Origin of the sequence: Nonomuraea roseoviolacea subsp. carminata (assembly GCF_024172185.1) — a bacterium.
GTDB lineage: Bacteria > Actinomycetota > Actinomycetes > Streptosporangiales > Streptosporangiaceae > Nonomuraea > Nonomuraea roseoviolacea.
Genome location: NZ_JAMZEC010000001.1, coordinates 5147966 through 5163338, shown reverse-complemented (window position 1 = coordinate 5163338; position 15373 = coordinate 5147966). Strand labels below are relative to the sequence as shown.

At 70.6% G+C, this 15373-nt stretch carries 20 protein-coding genes; 14 read left to right on the top strand and 6 right to left on the bottom strand.

From position 1 onward, the window contains the following. Positions 1–3: 3 nt before the first annotated feature. The gene (locus tag HD595_RS24090) at positions 4–639 is read right to left on the bottom strand and encodes a class I SAM-dependent methyltransferase (protein WP_420540719.1); all 636 of its coding nucleotides are present in this window, start codon (positions 637–639) and stop codon (positions 4–6) included. A gap of 101 nt (positions 640–740) precedes the next feature. On the opposite strand from HD595_RS24090, the gene HD595_RS24085 reads away from it, so the two are divergent. The 3 genes from HD595_RS24085 to HD595_RS24075 are packed head-to-tail and all read left to right on the top strand — an operon-like array spanning position 741 to position 2527. Beyond that, positions 741–1196: a pyridoxamine 5'-phosphate oxidase family protein gene (locus HD595_RS24085; RefSeq protein WP_253772675.1), complete on the top strand. Its 456-nt coding sequence runs from the start codon at positions 741–743 to the stop codon at positions 1194–1196. Then, complete coding sequence (locus HD595_RS24080; RefSeq protein WP_253772673.1) at positions 1193–1384, top strand: ferredoxin; 192 nt, start codon at positions 1193–1195, stop codon at positions 1382–1384. The genes HD595_RS24085 and HD595_RS24080 overlap by 4 nt, the downstream gene beginning before the upstream one ends. A gap of 57 nt (positions 1385–1441) precedes the next feature. Continuing rightward, entirely contained in the window at positions 1442–2527 is a 1086-nt protein-coding gene (locus HD595_RS24075; RefSeq protein WP_253772671.1) for a Zn-dependent alcohol dehydrogenase, read from the top strand. Between the two features lie 314 nt (positions 2528–2841). Here the strand turns inward: HD595_RS24075 and HD595_RS24070 are convergent, their stop codons facing one another. Then, entirely contained in the window at positions 2842–3477 is a 636-nt protein-coding gene (locus HD595_RS24070; RefSeq protein ID WP_253781284.1) for an HAD family hydrolase, read from the bottom strand. 238 nt (positions 3478–3715) lie between these two features. Next, positions 3716–4651 carry an NAD-dependent epimerase/dehydratase family protein gene (locus tag HD595_RS24065; RefSeq protein WP_253772669.1) on the bottom strand — a complete coding sequence of 312 codons (936 nt, stop codon included), beginning with the start codon at positions 4649–4651 and terminating at the stop codon, positions 3716–3718. Between the two features lie 215 nt (positions 4652–4866). On the opposite strand from HD595_RS24065, the gene HD595_RS24060 reads away from it, so the two are divergent. Together HD595_RS24060 and HD595_RS24055 are read left to right on the top strand one after the other, a co-directional pair. Beyond that, positions 4867–5511 (top strand): TetR/AcrR family transcriptional regulator, encoded by a 645-nt coding sequence (locus tag HD595_RS24060; protein ID WP_253772667.1) that lies wholly within the window; start codon positions 4867–4869, stop codon positions 5509–5511. A 20-nt stretch (positions 5512–5531) separates the two neighbouring features. Then, the gene (locus HD595_RS24055; protein ID WP_253772665.1) at positions 5532–6323 is read left to right on the top strand and encodes an alpha/beta fold hydrolase; all 792 of its coding nucleotides are present in this window, start codon (positions 5532–5534) and stop codon (positions 6321–6323) included. 218 nt (positions 6324–6541) lie between these two features. Here HD595_RS24055 and HD595_RS24050 read toward each other — a convergent pair whose 3' ends face one another. Continuing rightward, entirely contained in the window at positions 6542–6892 is a 351-nt protein-coding gene (locus HD595_RS24050) for a transposase (protein WP_308211371.1), read from the bottom strand. Positions 6893–6919: 27 nt separating this feature from the next. Between HD595_RS24050 and HD595_RS24045 the strand changes: the two genes are divergently transcribed. Then, positions 6920–7897, top strand: coding sequence for an alpha/beta hydrolase (locus HD595_RS24045; protein WP_253772661.1), 978 nt, complete (start codon positions 6920–6922; stop codon positions 7895–7897). Then, positions 7866–8765: an alpha/beta fold hydrolase gene (locus HD595_RS24040; RefSeq protein WP_253772659.1), complete on the top strand. Its 900-nt coding sequence runs from the start codon at positions 7866–7868 to the stop codon at positions 8763–8765. Before HD595_RS24045 ends, HD595_RS24040 begins: the two co-directional genes overlap by 32 nt. Positions 8766–8792: 27 nt before the next feature. Here HD595_RS24040 and HD595_RS24035 read toward each other — a convergent pair whose 3' ends face one another. Beyond that, positions 8793–9215 (bottom strand): nuclear transport factor 2 family protein, encoded by a 423-nt coding sequence (locus HD595_RS24035; protein ID WP_253772657.1) that lies wholly within the window; start codon positions 9213–9215, stop codon positions 8793–8795. Positions 9216–9326: 111 nt separating this feature from the next. Here HD595_RS24035 and HD595_RS24030 point away from each other — a divergent pair, with 111 nt between their 5' ends. After that, positions 9327–9683 carry a nuclear transport factor 2 family protein gene (locus tag HD595_RS24030; RefSeq protein WP_253772655.1) on the top strand — a complete coding sequence of 119 codons (357 nt, stop codon included), beginning with the start codon at positions 9327–9329 and terminating at the stop codon, positions 9681–9683. A gap of 73 nt (positions 9684–9756) precedes the next feature. Here the strand turns inward: HD595_RS24030 and HD595_RS24025 are convergent, their stop codons facing one another. Next, positions 9757–10308: a DUF3592 domain-containing protein gene (locus HD595_RS24025; RefSeq protein WP_253772653.1), complete on the bottom strand. Its 552-nt coding sequence runs from the start codon at positions 10306–10308 to the stop codon at positions 9757–9759. Between the two features lie 139 nt (positions 10309–10447). On the opposite strand from HD595_RS24025, the gene HD595_RS24020 reads away from it, so the two are divergent. The 6 genes from HD595_RS24020 to HD595_RS23995 all read left to right on the top strand — a co-directional run bounded on the left by HD595_RS24020 (position 10448) and on the right by HD595_RS23995 (position 15343). Continuing rightward, positions 10448–11611 (top strand): NAD(P)/FAD-dependent oxidoreductase, encoded by a 1164-nt coding sequence (locus HD595_RS24020; protein WP_253772651.1) that lies wholly within the window; start codon positions 10448–10450, stop codon positions 11609–11611. A 2-nt stretch (positions 11612–11613) separates the two neighbouring features. Then, the gene (locus HD595_RS24015) at positions 11614–12495 is read left to right on the top strand and encodes an RNA polymerase sigma-70 factor (RefSeq protein WP_253772649.1); all 882 of its coding nucleotides are present in this window, start codon (positions 11614–11616) and stop codon (positions 12493–12495) included. Between the two features lie 87 nt (positions 12496–12582). Then, positions 12583–13296, top strand: coding sequence for a hypothetical protein (locus HD595_RS24010; protein ID WP_253772647.1), 714 nt, complete (start codon positions 12583–12585; stop codon positions 13294–13296). Positions 13297–13690: 394 nt separating this feature from the next. Then, the gene (locus HD595_RS24005; protein ID WP_253772645.1) at positions 13691–14134 is read left to right on the top strand and encodes an SSI family serine proteinase inhibitor; all 444 of its coding nucleotides are present in this window, start codon (positions 13691–13693) and stop codon (positions 14132–14134) included. Positions 14135–14314: 180 nt separating this feature from the next. Beyond that, positions 14315–14770, top strand: coding sequence for a hypothetical protein (locus HD595_RS24000; protein WP_253772643.1), 456 nt, complete (start codon positions 14315–14317; stop codon positions 14768–14770). A 180-nt stretch (positions 14771–14950) separates the two neighbouring features. Continuing rightward, positions 14951–15343, top strand: a complete 393-nt coding sequence (locus HD595_RS23995; protein ID WP_253772641.1) for a YybH family protein — start codon at positions 14951–14953, stop codon at positions 15341–15343. Positions 15344–15373: the final 30 nt, after the last annotated feature.

Sequence of the window (15373 nt, the reverse complement as noted above, 5' to 3'; positions counted from 1 at the left end):
CGTTCAGATGCCGGGGCGGACCCGTTCGAGCACCCGCAGCGACCCGCGTACCGCGACCTCCTCGAACGCCCCCGACTCCAGCGCCCGCAGGTACACCCGGTACGGCGCCTGGCCGCCGTCGGCCGGATCGGGATAGATGTCGTGGAAGACCAGCGCCCCGCCCTCGACGACGTGCGGCGCCCAGCCCTCGTAGTCGCGGGTCACCGGATCCTCCGAGTGGGCGCCGTCGATGAACAGCATGCCGAGCGGCGTGCGCCACAGGCGGGCCACCTGCTCGGAGGCGCCCACGACGGCGATGACCTCGTCCTCCAGCCCCGCGGCGGCGATCGTGGCCCGGAAGACGGGCAGCGAGTCCATCCGGCCGAAGCGCGGGTCCACCAGCGTGGGATCGTGGTGCTCCCAGCCGGGCTGGATCTCCTCCGAGCCGCGGTGGTGGTCCACGGTGACGACCACGGTCCCGGCCTGCCGCGCCGCTGCGCCGAGGTAGATGGCCGACTTGCCGCAGTACGTACCGATCTCGCAGAGAGGCCCGCGCTTGCCGTACCGCAGCGCCGTCTCGAACAGCGCCAGCCCCTCGTCCGGCGGCATGAAGCCCTTGGCGTTCTCGGCGGCGTCCAGGAGGTCCGGCGGCATCATCATGAACCGCACCCTAACCGACATCCCTCCCTCATCCCGCACAAAACCGAACAAGGTTCCGGTGACCCCTTGCCCGGCATTCTGCAACCTGTTCTACTTGGCACGTGAATCAGCGCGCTCGTATCGCGATGTCCGGCGACGAGGTCGACGCCTTCCTCGCATCGGCCCGCAAGCTGCAGCTCGCGACCATCAACCCCGACGGCACACCGCACCTGGTCACCATGTTCTACGCGCTGGACGAGCGGGGACGGATCTCCTTCTGGACGTACGCCAAGGCGCAGAAGACCCGCAACCTCGAACGCGACCCGCGGGTGACGTGCCTGATCGAGACCGGTGACGACTACGACCAACTGCGCGGCGTCATGCTGTACGGCAAGGCCGAGCGGGTGGACGAACGCGCGGCCGTCCTCGGCATCGGCCTGCGGGTCGTGCGCGGGATGAACCCGGGCGTGGCCGACGAGCACCTGCTGCCCTATGTCGAGCACACCGGTCGCAAGCGGGTCGGATTCGTCGTGGAGCGCACCAAGGTGGTCTCATGGGATCACAGGAGGCTCACGTGAAAGTCAAGGTCGACGAGATGGTCTGCGAGGCCAATGCCGTGTGCATGGGGCTCGCGCCCGAGGTTTTCGATGTGGACGACGACGACCAGCTCCACATCCTGCTGCCCGAACCGCCACCCGAGATGCAGGACCGCGTGCGCCACGCCGTCCGGTCCTGCCCGAAAGCCGCGCTGTCCCTGGAGGAATAGCCGTTCCGCCTGGACAGCCCGTTCGCTCCGCCAGGAAAGCCCGAGGAGGAACCCCCCATGCGCGCCGCGCTCCTGCACGCCGTAGGCGACGACAAGCTCGACATCCGTGACGACGTCACACTGGCCCCCGTCGGGCCCACGGAGGTACGGGTCCGGGTCAGGGCCACCGGCGTCTGCCACTCGGACCTGTCGGCCATGTCCGGCGTGCTGCCGCAACCCGTGCCGCTCGTCCCCGGGCACGAAGGCGCCGGCGAGGTGCTGGAGGTCGGCGACCACGTCACCACCGTCCAGCCGGGCGACCACGTCATCATCAGCTGGCGCCCCGCCTGCCAGGAGTGCGCGCTGTGCGTGGGGGGCCAGCCGCACCTGTGCATGAAGTACACCGTCGAGGCCTTCAGCAAGGGCAACTTCCGCTTCGGCGGCGACACCATGGCCTTCGGCATGGCCGGCTGCGGCACCTGGGCCGAAGAGGTCGTCATCCCATGGCAGGGCGCGATCAAGATCGACGCGGACGTGCCCTGGGAGGCGGCGGCCCTCATCGGCTGCGGCATCACCACCGGCGTCGGCGCCGCCGTCAACACCGCCCGGGTCCGCCCCGGCTCCACGGTCGCGGTCATCGGCTGCGGCGGCGTCGGCCTCTCGGTCATCCAGGGCGCCCGCCTCTCCGGCGCCCGCACCATCCTCGCGGTGGACCCGCTGGAGTCCAAGCACGAGCTGGCCAGGAAGGTCGGCGCCACCCACACCGTCACCCCCGACGAGGTCGTGGGCGCCCTCGGCGAGCTGACCGGCGGCCAGGGCTTCGACTACGCCTTCGAGGCGGTCGGCAAGGCCGCCACCATCCAGGCCGCCTGGCAGCTCGCCCGGCAGGGCGGCGACGTGGTCGTGGTGGGCGCGGGCGCGCTGGACGACATGGTGTCGATCTCCGCGTTCAGTCTGCTGTTCGAGGGCAAGCGCCTGCTGTCCAGCGTGTACGGCGAGGCGGACGTCCGGCACGACTTCCCCTACTTCGCCACCCTGTACAAGGCCGGGCAGCTCGACCTCGACTCCATGATCAGCGCCCGCATCCGGCTGGCGGACCTGAACGACGCGGTGGCGGCCTTGAAGGGCGGCGAGGTGCTGCGCCAGGTCGTCATCATGGACTGAAGGACCCAAAGGGCTTAAGGGCCTAAAAGCAAGGTCCTCACGGAAGGGGCGCGCTTCGCGCGTTGCGGCGCTCGGGCGTGCCCCCCAGGGGGCTCCCGCCCCCTTCGACCCCCTCAAGGGCATGGTCCTCGCTGACGCTCGGGCGCTCTTCCCGCGGGGCTTCGCCCCTTGAGGCGAGAGGCTCCCGCCCCTCGCGCACCCCGGCCCGGACCGGAGCCTTGCAGTGCCTGTTCCCGAACCGCGTGCCATGCGTCAGGACTGATCCGAGTAGCCATACCGTCGCAGTGCTGCCCTGGTCTTGGTAGAACGACCGGCTACTCGATCGGGAGGGTCAGGAGCTCGGTGAGGGAGGTGATGCGCCAGTCCGCAGGAGCCGCCGCCGGGTCGTCCGCCCACAGGTGTCCCCAGGGGCCGCGGCGGAGGTGTGCGGTCCGCAGGCCGGCGGCCTTGGCCGGCAGGACGTCGTTGGCGGGGTGGTCGCCGACGTAGACGATGTCGCTCGGGTCCGTGCCGGAGAGGTCCACGAGCCGGATGAAGAACTCGGGATCGGGCTTGGCCGCGCCCCACTCCCCCGAAGTGGCGATCGCGTCCACGGGGAGGTCGAGAGCGCGGAGAAGTTCGGCGGCGCGTCGGGTCTGGTTTCCGGCGATCAGCACCTGGTGGTCGGCCTCGCGCAGCGCAGTGAGGACCGGCCGGACGTCGGGATAGAGGTCGGAGTCGTCGAGGTGCTCGCCGCGGCCGGCGGCCTCTCGGGCGGCGTACTCGGCGGCGAGGTCAATGTCGGGGCGCAGAAGGCGTACGGCCTCGGCGTTGTCGCGGCCTTGGGCGACCACCGCTCCGACGAGCGCGGACAGGGTGTGCCTAGGGATGTTGAGCCAGTCTGCCCAGGAGTTCCAGTAGCGGTCGTCGCGCACGATTGTTTCGCCGATGTCGAAGGCGAAGGTCCTCATCACCGGGCGAGCTTAGTCTGGACAGACTGATGCTGCAGGAGCCCTTGAGGCCGGGGGCTCCCGCCCCTTGCGCCCCGGCCCGGACCGTGGCCTCCGGGAGAGAACAGGAACGACCAGGAGTGTCGAGCAAGCTGTCTCCGCCGGGACCCACGGCCCGGTGACCACTGCCTCGCGGCCGGTCAGGGGCTCGGCAAGGGTTTGCGTGGCATGGGCGGCAGGAAGTACGGCGCTCAGTAAGTCACCTCCCGGCCTGGAGCCCTTGACGCCAGCTCGGGTGCGCCGGGTGCCAGCCCAGCTCGCGCTTGGCCTTGGCGTTGGACGCGCCGCGCAGTTCGGTCATGAGCACGACGCCGGCCGGTCCGGCGGCCAGCCGTCCGATGAACCGCGGTACCCACATCGGCTTCTTGGCGCCCAGCATCGCCGCCACTGCCGGCAGCCATTCGGCGACCGGGGCGGGGTCGTCATCGACGATGTTGTAGACACCGCGGCCGCCCTTCTCCACCGCTGCGACCGTGGCCTCGGCGGCGTCGGCGATGTGGACGAACGACCACACCCCGGCGCCGTCGCCGACGATCGGGAACTTGCGCTTGCGGATCATCTCGAGCTGCGCGGAGCCCGGCGCCATGGAGGTGCCGGGTCCGTAGAACGCGCCGTAGCGCAGCACGATCCCCTCGATCCAGGCCGCGCCCAGCACGGCCTTCTCCAGGTGCTCGACCGCGGCGATCATGGAGGCCATGTCGCTGATCGGCGAGCGGTCCAGGGGGTCCTGTTCGCTCTTGATGGGGCCGCCGGTCCGGGTGTAGGTGAACGCGCCGTTGCTCGCGGCGACGAAGCGTCGTACTCCGGTGGCGCGTGCGGCCGCGAGCAGGTTGTCGGTGCCCTCGATCCGCAGCCGGTCGGTGGCGGCGAAGCTGCGTTCGAAATGGCGGGTGTCGATGTGCCCGATGGCGGTCAGCTGGTGAACGATCACCTCCGGGGCCGCCTGGCGCACGGCCGCCTCGACCTGGGCGCGATCGAGAGCATCGGCGATGACCGGCACCGCGCCGAGCTGTGACGCCGTGGCCTTGCCGGACTCGCCGCGGACCATCGCGAAGACCTCGTGTCCCGCGTCGACCAGACGGGGCACCAGTTCCTTGCCCATCGCTCCTGTCGCTCCTGCCACCAGCACTCTCATTGTCGGCTCCCCTGCTGTCCGGTTCGGGTTCGTCACTTGAACCGGATGGCCCGCCGTTTCCTGACAGGAACTGCGGGTGATGCACGTCACAGGGTCCGGGAGACGCTACTGAGGTCACCGGACGACGGCCTCCCGTGGTGTTGGGCCGCTGAAAGGTTTCCGGCCCGAGGCTCCCAGCCGCCGCGCGAGAGCCCGCGATCGTGGAAGCTTTCGGCATGAACACTTCCGCAGACGACGGCTCACCGGAGCGGGCAGGCTACCGGCGATCGGCGGGGACGCCGCGCGGCGAGGCCAGACGCCGGGAACTGCTCGACCGGGTCACCGAGGACCTCGCGGTCAACGGGCTGGTCGACTTCTCGCTCCGGCGGGCCGCGCGGGCGGCCGGCACCACGCACAAGGTGCTGCTCTACCACTTCGACGGGGTCGACGACCTGCTCAAGCAGGCAGTGCTCAAGCTGCGCGAGAGACGCACCGTCAGCGCGATGGCCGCCGCCACCGGAGGACCCGCCGGTCGGACGCTGGCCGATCGCGTACGCGCCATGTGGCCCATGCTCAGCGGCGACGAGCCGGGCCTGCGGGTGCTCGACGAGGCGATCGGCTTGGCGATGTACGACCCGGGCCGCTTCGCCTGGCTCGGGCGGGAGGCGTCTCGGCTTTATCTGCCCTCGTTGGTGTCGCTCTGCCCGGTGGACTGGTCGGAGCGGCGCAAGTTCGAGGTCGCCGAGATGATCCTGGGGGCCCTGCGGGGTTTCCTGGTGGAGGCGCGGACCAGCGGGGATGCCGCGGGGATCGCCGCGGGGTTCGAGGCCCTGGTCCGTGCGCTGGAGCGAGAGGAGGCCGCCGCCGATCAGGACGCTTAGAGCGTGTCTCATGTGGTGCTGTGAAGGTGCTGCTCCTTGCGCTGTGTCTCACGGTGCGTCGCTATGCTCGCCGCGTGGGCGAGATCGTGGTGGTGCGTGATGGCTCTGGGCCCGAGGTCCTGCTTGTGCATGGCGGTGCTGGCCCGCGGACGACGTGGGGCGCTTTGGCTCCGCTGGCCGATCGGTGGACGCTGGCATATGTCCATCGCCGTGGCTATCCGCCGAGTCCACCACCGCAGGAGTGTCAGGACTTCGAGGTGGACGCCCTGGACTTGGCGCCGCTGCTCGTCGACCGCCCGCACGTTGTCGCCCACTCCTACGGCGCCCTCGGGGCGTTGATCGCGACCGCCGCCGCGCCGGGCAGCGTCCGCTCGCTCACCCTGATCGAGCCGCCGCTCCACTACCTTGTCCCTGACGATCCCGAGGTGGCGCGGCTCGAGCGCATCGGCGATGCGGTCCTCACCCACGGGATGGACATGGACCCGGCCGAGTTGCGCGAGTTCCTCCATCTCGCGGGCGCGCCCGTCGGTGACGGCCCGCTCCCCGAGAACGTGGTCGCCGGCGTTCGGCGGGCGCAGGGTGGTCGGCCGACCAGCGAGGCGCACCCACAGCTCGACGCGATCCGTGACGCCGGCGTCCCAGTGCTCGTCGCGTCCGGAGACCACGCGGCCGCGCTCGAGCGGATCTGCGACGCTCTGGCGGACGTGCTCGGTGGCGAGCGCAGCGTGCATCCGGGCGCTGGTCACTTCGTCGCCGCAGCACCGGGCTTCTCCGAACAGCTTGAGGCCTTCCTACGCAAGAGCGTCACGTGACGAGCTTCTTCCAGCAGGTGAGCGTGGCGGCGAGGGTGAGGAACGCGGCGAACAGGTTGGCCGAGCGTTCGTAGCGGACGGTGAGCCGGCGCTAGCCGAAGATCCAGGCGATCGTGCGGTCGATCTTCCACCGGTGCCGGCCGAGCCGCTCGCTGGATTCGATGCCGCGGCGCGCGATGCGCGGCGTGACACCGCGGCGGCGCAGCCAGGCGCGCAGTTCAGCCGAGTCGTATCCCTTGTCCGCGCGGGCCTTGTCCGGTCGGCGATCCCCCTTTTTTCGCCCGGACGGCGGCGTCCACGATCGCCGCAGCCCAGTCGATCTGACCCTTGGCTCCGAGCTCGTCCAGCACCGCCCGGTGCAGCCGGGGCCACAACCCGGCCCGGGTCCAGGCGCTGAACCGGCGATGCGCCGTGGCCGGTGAGACACCGAACTCGGCCGGCAGGTGCCGCCAGGCACACCCGCTGGTCAGCACGTACACGATCGCGGTGAACACCGCCCGATCCTCGACCGGCCTGGTCCCGCCACCCTGGCGCCTTCGATCGGTGACGACCGCATGCGCATGGACAATTTGCGAACCGGGTGGTTCACTTGCCGCATGACATCAACCCACCCGGGAGCCGGCGCGCGGGAGTCCGGGAAGCGCGAAGAGGTCCGCTTCGCCAGCGGCGACACCGAGTGCGCCGCCTGGCACTATCCGGGCACCAACGGCGCCTGCGTGGTCATGGCCGGCGGCTTCGCGGTGCCCAAGGAGCCGGCCACCGACCTGTTCGCGAAGCGATTCCACGACGCCGGTTTCAGCGTTCTCGCCTTCGACTATCGCGGCGTCGGGACGAGCGGCGGGCAACCGCGCCTGGTCCTCCCCGTCAAGAAGCAGCTGGCCGACTGGGCGGCGGCGATCGCGTTCGCCGCGGCCCTGCCCGAGGTCGACCCCGGCAGGATCGCGCTCTGGGCCTTCTCCATGTCCGGCGGTCACGTCATCCGCGTCGCGGCGCGCAACCCGCGGGTCGCGGCGGTGATCGCCCAGACGCCGAACGTCGGCGGCCCGGCCGCCATGCTCAGCGCGGCGAGCCACCAGAAGCCCCTCGCGATGCTGCGCTTCACCGGCAGGGGCATCGCCGACGCCGTCGGCGCACTCGTCGGCCGCCGGCCCCTGCTGGTGCCGCTCGCCGGCGAACCGGGCGCTGTCGCCATGCTCACCACCCCGGACGTCGGGGACGGGGCACGCGCGCTCGACCCTGACCGCAGGCACCCGGACTGGCGGCAGGAGGTGGCGGCGCGCTCCGCGCTGCGGCTGCTGTTCTACCAGCCCGGCCGTGACACCTCCCGCGTACGCAGCCCGCTGCTCGTCCTCATCTGCGACGAGGACCGGACCGCTCCCCCCGGACCCGCCATCCACGCCGCGCGGCGAGCACCGCGCGCCGAGCTGGTCCGCATGCCCGGCAGGCACTACGCGCCCTTCATGGAGATGCACGAACAGGCCCTCGACGTTGAGTTGGCCTTCCTCCGCCGGCACCTGCTCGGTGACGCGCGAGGGGCATCAGGTGCCGTCCCCGTTGACGCCGCTCGACGGTGAGGGCTGGGCGGTGAAAGAGATCGAGCTGTCCGCCGGGACGATCGAGTACGAGGACACCGGCGATGGACCGGTGCTCGTGCTGTTGCACGGGTTGATGATGGACGCCTCGCTGTGGGACGGCGTGACCGCCGGCCTGTCCGTCGATCACCGCTGCGTGACGCCGACGCTCCCGCTCGGGGCGCACCGTCGCGCGATGCGCCCCGACGCCGACCTGTCGCTCCCCGGGATGGCCCGGCTCGTCGCGGAGTTCCTGGACCGCCTCGACCTCCATGACGTCACCCTCGTCGGCAATGACACCGGCGGCGCGCTCGTCCAGCTCCTCATGGCCGACGGCAACGCACGTGTGAGACGGGTCGTGCTCGTCTCCTGCGACGCGTTCGACAACTTCCCGCCGGGACTGACGGGTAAGACGCTCGTGCTCACCGGAAAGCTGCCGCCCTGGATGTTCGGGCTGTTCATGCGGCAGATGCGGCTCCGGGCGCTCCGGCGGCTCCCGATCGCGTTCGGATGGCTGACCAGGCGAGGAGACGCCGCCACCGCCCGATGGACGAGGCCGGTCATGCGGCAGCCCGCGATCCGCCGCGACGCCGTACGCACACTGCGAGCGGCGGCGGCCGGCAAGGACCTCCTCATCGCCGCGGCCGGACGGCTGCCGGCCTTCGACGGTCCCGCTCTCGTGGTCTGGGCGAGCGAGGACCGGGTGATGCCGCCCGAGCACGGCCGGCGCCTGGCGGGGCTGCTCCCGCGAGGACGACTGGTCGAGGTGGAGGACAGCTACACGCTCATCCCGCTGGACCAGCCGTCGAGACTCGCCCGGATCGTCCGGGAGTTCACGCGAGCGTCGCCGGCCGACCGCTCGCCCACGTGATCGGATGTGGTCGGCGACCGCCTCCCGTCACGCCTCCCCGAACACCATGCGATGCCCCCTGGCGGTGTCCATGTACTCGCGCACCCGATGGATCGCCCCGTCCCGCAGCTCGAAGATGAAGCAGTAGTCGTTGTGGTAGGCGTTGCCGTTCGCCAGCGTGGCCCGCATGGTCTCCTCCACCACGACCACGTCGCCGTCGGCGTGGAACCCGCGGAAATCCAGCTCGACGTCGGCGACGAACATGCGCCGGAAGTCGACGGTGAGGAAGTGGAGGATGGCGTCCCTGCCCACGATGTGATGGCTCCCGCCGAGCGCCACGGCGGTCGCGTTCCCGGGCGGCGCCAGCCACTCCGCGTCCGGCGTGAAGAACGTCGCGATCAGGTCCTTGTCCCTGGTCGAGAAGGAACGCCACGCTTGCTGCACGAGCTCGCGGCTCTGTTCAGAGGTCATGCCAGGCAGCGTAGGCAGCCTCCCGGCCAGGTTCCGGCCACATTCGGACATGGCCGGCCTGGTGAGCTCCCGGCGCGCACTCCGCTGATCGGCGTCGCCACACTTGGTGTCATGAACGCCCGCATCCACGCCGATCGCTGGCTCGCCGCCTGGAACAGCCACGACCTCGACGCGATCATGGCCTGCTACACCGACGACGTGGACTTCGGCGCGTCCACCGTGGTCACTCGCTGGGGCCGACCGGACGGCCGCCTGCGCGGCAAGGAGGAACTGCGCCGCCACTTCGCCCGCGGCCTGGAGCTCGCCCCCGACCTCAGCTTCACCGAGGTGGCACTGCTGACCAACCCCAGCGGATACGCCCTGCTCTACCAGCGCGACAACGGCAACCGCGTCCTGGACGTCGTCGAACTGGACGAACACCACCTCGCCGCCCGAGTCCGCGCCTACTACGAGAACGCCCAGCACTGACCGGGACGGGCTCAGACCTCGGCCCCCGGCATGTCCCGGAGGGCGCGGGCCGCGGCCATGTCCGCGGTCGAGATCACTTGCCGTCGAAGAGGCCGGGCGGGCACTCCATGGGTTCGACGGAGCCGTCGGGGTTCTGCATCTCGCACCGAGTCTCCGATGTCCCTGATGTCCCCGATCCGGCGTCTCCGGCGCCTCCGCCGCCGACGCCGGCGAAGGCGCCCGACACACCGGCGAAGAACGCCAGCCCGATGACGACCGCGATGAGCCCGGCGACGATCCCGCCGGGACCGCCCCCGGTGTCCCCCGCCGGCACGGCCCGGGTCGGGTCGTGCGGGTCGTAGAGCACGTCGGTGGCGTTGCCGACGCCGAGGTCGGACGTGGTCCGCGACTCGGTGGTGACCTCGCGCCCGTCCACGGTGGTGAAGGTCAGGACCGGACGTCGTCTCGCCCTCAGGTGCTCCCCCTGCCCCGCGAACGTGGTCCGGACGTCGCTGACCACACCCGGCACCCGCTGGGCTCGCCCGGCGAACCGCCTGCCGTCCACGATTCCCTTGATCGAAACCAGGATGATCAGCACTCCGAACGCCACGAACAGCAGCGGGAAGTAGGTGACCAGGTCGTCCAACGCGGGCCTCCTCGGGTCGGCTCGAACGGTAGAACGCTCGGGACGCGCCAAGGTTCCCGGCTCCCCGGCTTTCCGCAGCACGGTATGTGATGTGCGTCACGCCATGTCACTCCACATCGGGCCCCGGTGTCTTGAGGGCATGGACGCACACAGCACCCCACACGAGATCGTGGTCATCGGCGGCGGCTACGCCGGAACGGTCGCGGCCAACCACCTGCGCCTGCGCACCGACGTCGCCATCACCCTGGTCAACCCCCGCCCGACGTTCGTCGAACGGATCCGGCTGCACCAGTTCGCGGCCGGCAACTACGACGCCGCGGTCGACTACGGCACGCTGCTCGGCGACGGCGTCCGGCTGGTGGTGGACAGCGCCACCCGCATCGACTCCGCCTCCCGCACGGTGGAGCTGGCGTCGGGCGACGCGCTCGACTACGACTACGTCATCTACGCGGTCGGCAGCACCGGCGCGATCCCCTCCTCGGTGCCGGGCGCGGCCGAGTTCGCCTACTCCGTTGCCGAGTTCGAGTTCGCCGAGCGGCTGCGCGCCAGACTGGCCGAGCCGCCGGCCGATGCCGCGATCACCGTGGTCGGCGGCGGGCTGACCGGCGTCGAGACCGCCGCGGAGCTCGCCGACCAGGGACGCGCGGTCACTCTGATCTGTGGCGGGGTCCTGGCTCCGGCACTCACCGCTCCCGCCCGCCGATCCGTCGCGACGTGGCTGTCGGAGCACGGAGTCACCGTACTGGAGGGCGACCCGGTCACCCAGGTTCGGCAGGACGCGGTCGTCCTGACCGGCGGAACGCCGCGGCCCAGCGCGCTGACCGTCTGGACGGCCGGTTTCGGCGTGCCGGGCCTGGCCGCGGCCAGCGGGCTGAGCGTCGATCCGCTCGGCCGGCTGCTCACCGACGAGACGCTGGTCAGCGTCGATGACGACCGCGTCGTCGGCGCGGGCGACGCCGCCTCGCCGTCGGGCCGGCCGCTGCGGATGCGCTGCCAGGCGGCGATGCCGCTCGGGATCCAGGCGGCCGACGCCGTCCTGAGCCGCATCGCCGGGACGGCGCCCGCGGTGATCGACCAGGCGTTCAAGTCGACGTGCATCAGCCTGGGCCGGCACGCCGCCACGATGCAGTACTCCCGCCCCGACGACACCCCCCTGGACACCTTCATCGACGGGCAGAAGGCCGCGGAGGCCAAGGAAGAGCTGTGCCGCAGGGCGGTGATGGGCATCAGCATGGAGGGCCGCAGCCCGGGCGCCGTCGTGTGGCAGAAGGCCGGCCCGCGGGCCGCGCGGATGGTCGCCTGACTATGAGCACCGACGAGCACGCCGAGCGGTTCACCGCGTTGCGTCCGCTGCTGTTCACGATCGCGTACGAGATGCTCGGCTCGGCCACGGAGACCGACGACGTCCTGCAGGACAGCTACCTGCGCTGGGCGAAGGTGGATCTGGCGACGGTCCGCGACACCAGGTCGTACCTGGCGCGGCTGGTGACCCGGCAGGCGCTCAACGCGCTGCGGACCGGCGCGCGCCGCCGCGAGGACTACGTCGGCGTCTGGCTGCCGGAGCCGCTGCTGCTCGACGAGGACGACGCGTCGGCGGACGTCGTGCTCGCCGAGTCGGTCTCGATGGCGATGCTGGTGGTCCTCGAGACGCTCAGCCCCGACGAGCGCGCGGTGTTCGTCCTGCGCGAGGTGTTCGGCTTCGACCACGACGAGATCGCGGAAGCGGTGGGCAAGTCGGTCGTGACGGTCCGCCAGATGGCGCACCGCGCCCGTGAGCACGTGCGGGCGCGGCGCCGGCGCTTCGAGCCGGCGGGTCCGGCGAGGACCGCGCGGGTCACCGAGCGGTTCATGGCCGCGGTGAGCACCGGCGACATGGAGGGGCTGCTCTCGCTGCTCGCCCCGGACGTCACCTGGACGGCCGACGGCGGCGGCAAGGTGATCGCGGTGCGCCGGCCCGTGGTGGGCGCGGAGAAGGTGGCCGCCCTCGTGCTGGGCATCTTCCGCCCCGACACGCGGATCGAGTGGGTCAACTGCAACAACACGCCCGCACTCGTCGCCTACCGCGGCGACAGGCTGGAGGGCGCCTTCCTGACCGAGGTCGTGGACGGGAGGATCACCCAGTTCTACGCCATCCGCAACCCGGACAAGCTCCTTTCGCTGGCGGCACCACGCCGGATCAGCCGGTAGGCGGTGGACCGCTCAGGACCCACCGCTGCGCCCGCATCCGCGCGGTGAGGGCCGACGCATCGGGGAGGGAGGACCTAGCCTGGTTCTGTGAGTGCCGACGGCGATGGCGGGGAGAACAGGCGCGGTTCGCCGGCGATCGCCACCCAGGTATTGACGATCGCCATCGCGGTCGTCGAGGGGTTGGTCGTCCTCCTCGCCAGAACGATCCGCTGGGTGCTGCTGTTACCCTTGCTCGTTCTGCGGTGGCTGCTGGACAGTGAGCACCTCGGCACCCGCTACCGTCAGAGGCTCTCAGGGCTGATCCTGTTGGCCGGGTACATGTCCTGGGTCGTCGGGAAATTCTTCGACGCGGCGTTCGCCGACCTGACCGTCTACTTACAGGCGATGGCGACCAGCAACGACGTCTGGTCGATCATCTATCTGCCGCCGAAGCTGTCCCGCCAGGCAGGAACACCGTTGTGGCTGCACATCGCGTTCTCGGCCACATTGATCGTTCTTGTGCTGTGGGCCTTCGGGACGCGCCGTGGCGCCCTGGTGCTCCTCTTGGTCTACGCGGCCGTGGTCGTCCTCTGGAACGCCGCACAGGCGGCGCGCACGGGCGGCGCAAGGGCCTACGTCGAGTCGATCTCGACCATGGATGACGTCTATCAGCGCATCTACCTGCCGCCGAAGCTGTCCGGTCACCAGGGGACACCGCTGTGGCTGCACATCGCGTTCTCGGCGACGCTGGTCGTCCTCGCGTTGATGATGATGTTCTGGGACCGGCTTTCGCGTCGGAGCCAGGCATACAGGCCGCATTAAGGCCGCAATGTGAGCTTTGTCACTGAAAGAAAAGGGTCCTCCGCAAAACGACGTGTAATCCGGACGTCGACCATCGGTGCCGGCGCGCAGAGATCACCTGCTCGACGAGCGGTAGAGCGAGACGCCCGCCCGCCCATCCCGCGCTGTTTACGGTCATCTGCCGCGCTTTATGAAACCGCGTTTTTCCTTGAATAATTGACGAGTCGCATATGGCGGCCGACCGGCGACTTGCCCCCGCAGTTGTAAGCGTCCTAACATCTCGTGGCGCGAGGATTTAGGAGCGTCTACCGGCATCCGGCCCCCGCGCTTTTCCTCCGTATGGCGGGGCGCGCACCAATAGCGCCCCGCCACACCGATCCCGCTGATCGCGGCAGAGATACAAGGAGGTATCACCATGCGATCGCAGCGAATCTTCCACCGTCACCGGGCATGGCTCGCCACGGCCGCCCTGGCCGGAATGGCGCCGCTGTTCGCCGCCGCCCCCGCCCTGGCGAGCACGTCGGCCACCTCGACCGCGCCCGACCCCGTCGGCGTCTACGTTCTCCGCGTCACCCCCGCCACCGGCGGAGATCCCGCGCCCGTCTCGACCGGCACGCTGCTGTGCGGCCCGGACGGCGGCGCGCACGCCGACCCCACGCCGGCCTGCGACCAGCTCCGTCGCGCGAACGGCATGGTGGAGCGCATCCCCGAGGACCCCGGCATGTGCACCAGGGAGTACGCCCCCGTGCGCGTGACCGCGACCGGCGTCTGGAACAGGCAGTACCGCGAATTCACCCGGACCTATCCGAACCTCTGCACGGCGGTGCGGGCCACCGGAGGCGTCCTCTTCGCCTCCTGACCCCCGGTCTTTCGCTAACGCGGGGCATCCCGATCCTCATTCTCACATGGCCGTCACGTGAACGGCAGATTAGCGCGCGCCTGCGAGAATAAGAATCCTCCGGGATGCCCCGGAACAGCGCTGCCCGCAATCCGCCGCGGGACTCCGAAACGTTTTCCGAGCGAGGAGAAGGATATATTCATGTTCAAGTACCTGACTGTCGCGGCCACTTTCGCGGCCATCACGGTCCTGCCGGCCGCGACCGCGCAGGCCGAAACGCAGGCGCAGCCCAAGGCCCGTCATTCCCAGGAAATGATTGGCTATGAAAAGTCGGGCGGGTTCGCCGGAATTCAGCGGAGCGTCTCGATCGACCGGGACGGCCAGGCGCGGGCCGCCTCCGCCGCGGTCACCGCCGACTTCCAGCTCACCGACGACGAGCTCAGCCTGCTGCGGCGCAGGCTCGGCGCCATCTCCACGTGGAACTCCTCCACGGACGGCTGCGACGTCGCCGACCACTTCACCTACACCCTGCGCTACCGCGGGCACCACGCCGTCCGCTGCCACACGCTGCCCCGTGACTGGGAGCCCGCCGTCACGCAGCTCGACCAGATCATCGACCGCCACCTGACGAAGGTCAGCCCCACGACGCACGACTGATCCACCGCGCCGCCGACAGCCGGGCGGCCACGGTCGGGACGGCCTGGGCGAGACTGGCCGGAGGGGTGCCAGAGCTCGCCGATCGGGGGGCCGTCCCGGCCTTTCATGCCCTTGACCTTGACACTGGCGACAAGGTCTACGCTCGGGCCGCTCGACACCACCCGAGGAACGGAAGCCCCCATGAGCGCAGAGCGCCAGACCCTGCTCGACCACGACCGGCGCTTCTTCGAGGCGCTGACCGCCGCGGACGCCGAGGTCCTGGACGATCTCCTCGCGGACGACTTCGTCCTGGTGAGCGTGGACGACGGCGCCGTCGTGGGCCGTGACGTCCTCCTCGACGCCATCGCGTCCGGCGCCGTGCGGTTCCCGGCCATCGAGTCCTTCCCGGAGGAGGCCAACGTCCGCCGCGTGGGGGACGTCGGGATCGTCGTGGGGCGTACCGGCATGAACTTCACGCACCCCGACGGGACGGCCTTCAGCGCCGGCAGCCGCTACACCCACGTCTACGTCGCCGACTCCCCCGGCACCTGGCGCCTCGCCTCCGCCCAGGGCACCACCATCAAGGCCGCCTGAGCTCTCTCCGCCGCTCGGGACGCGGCCCGG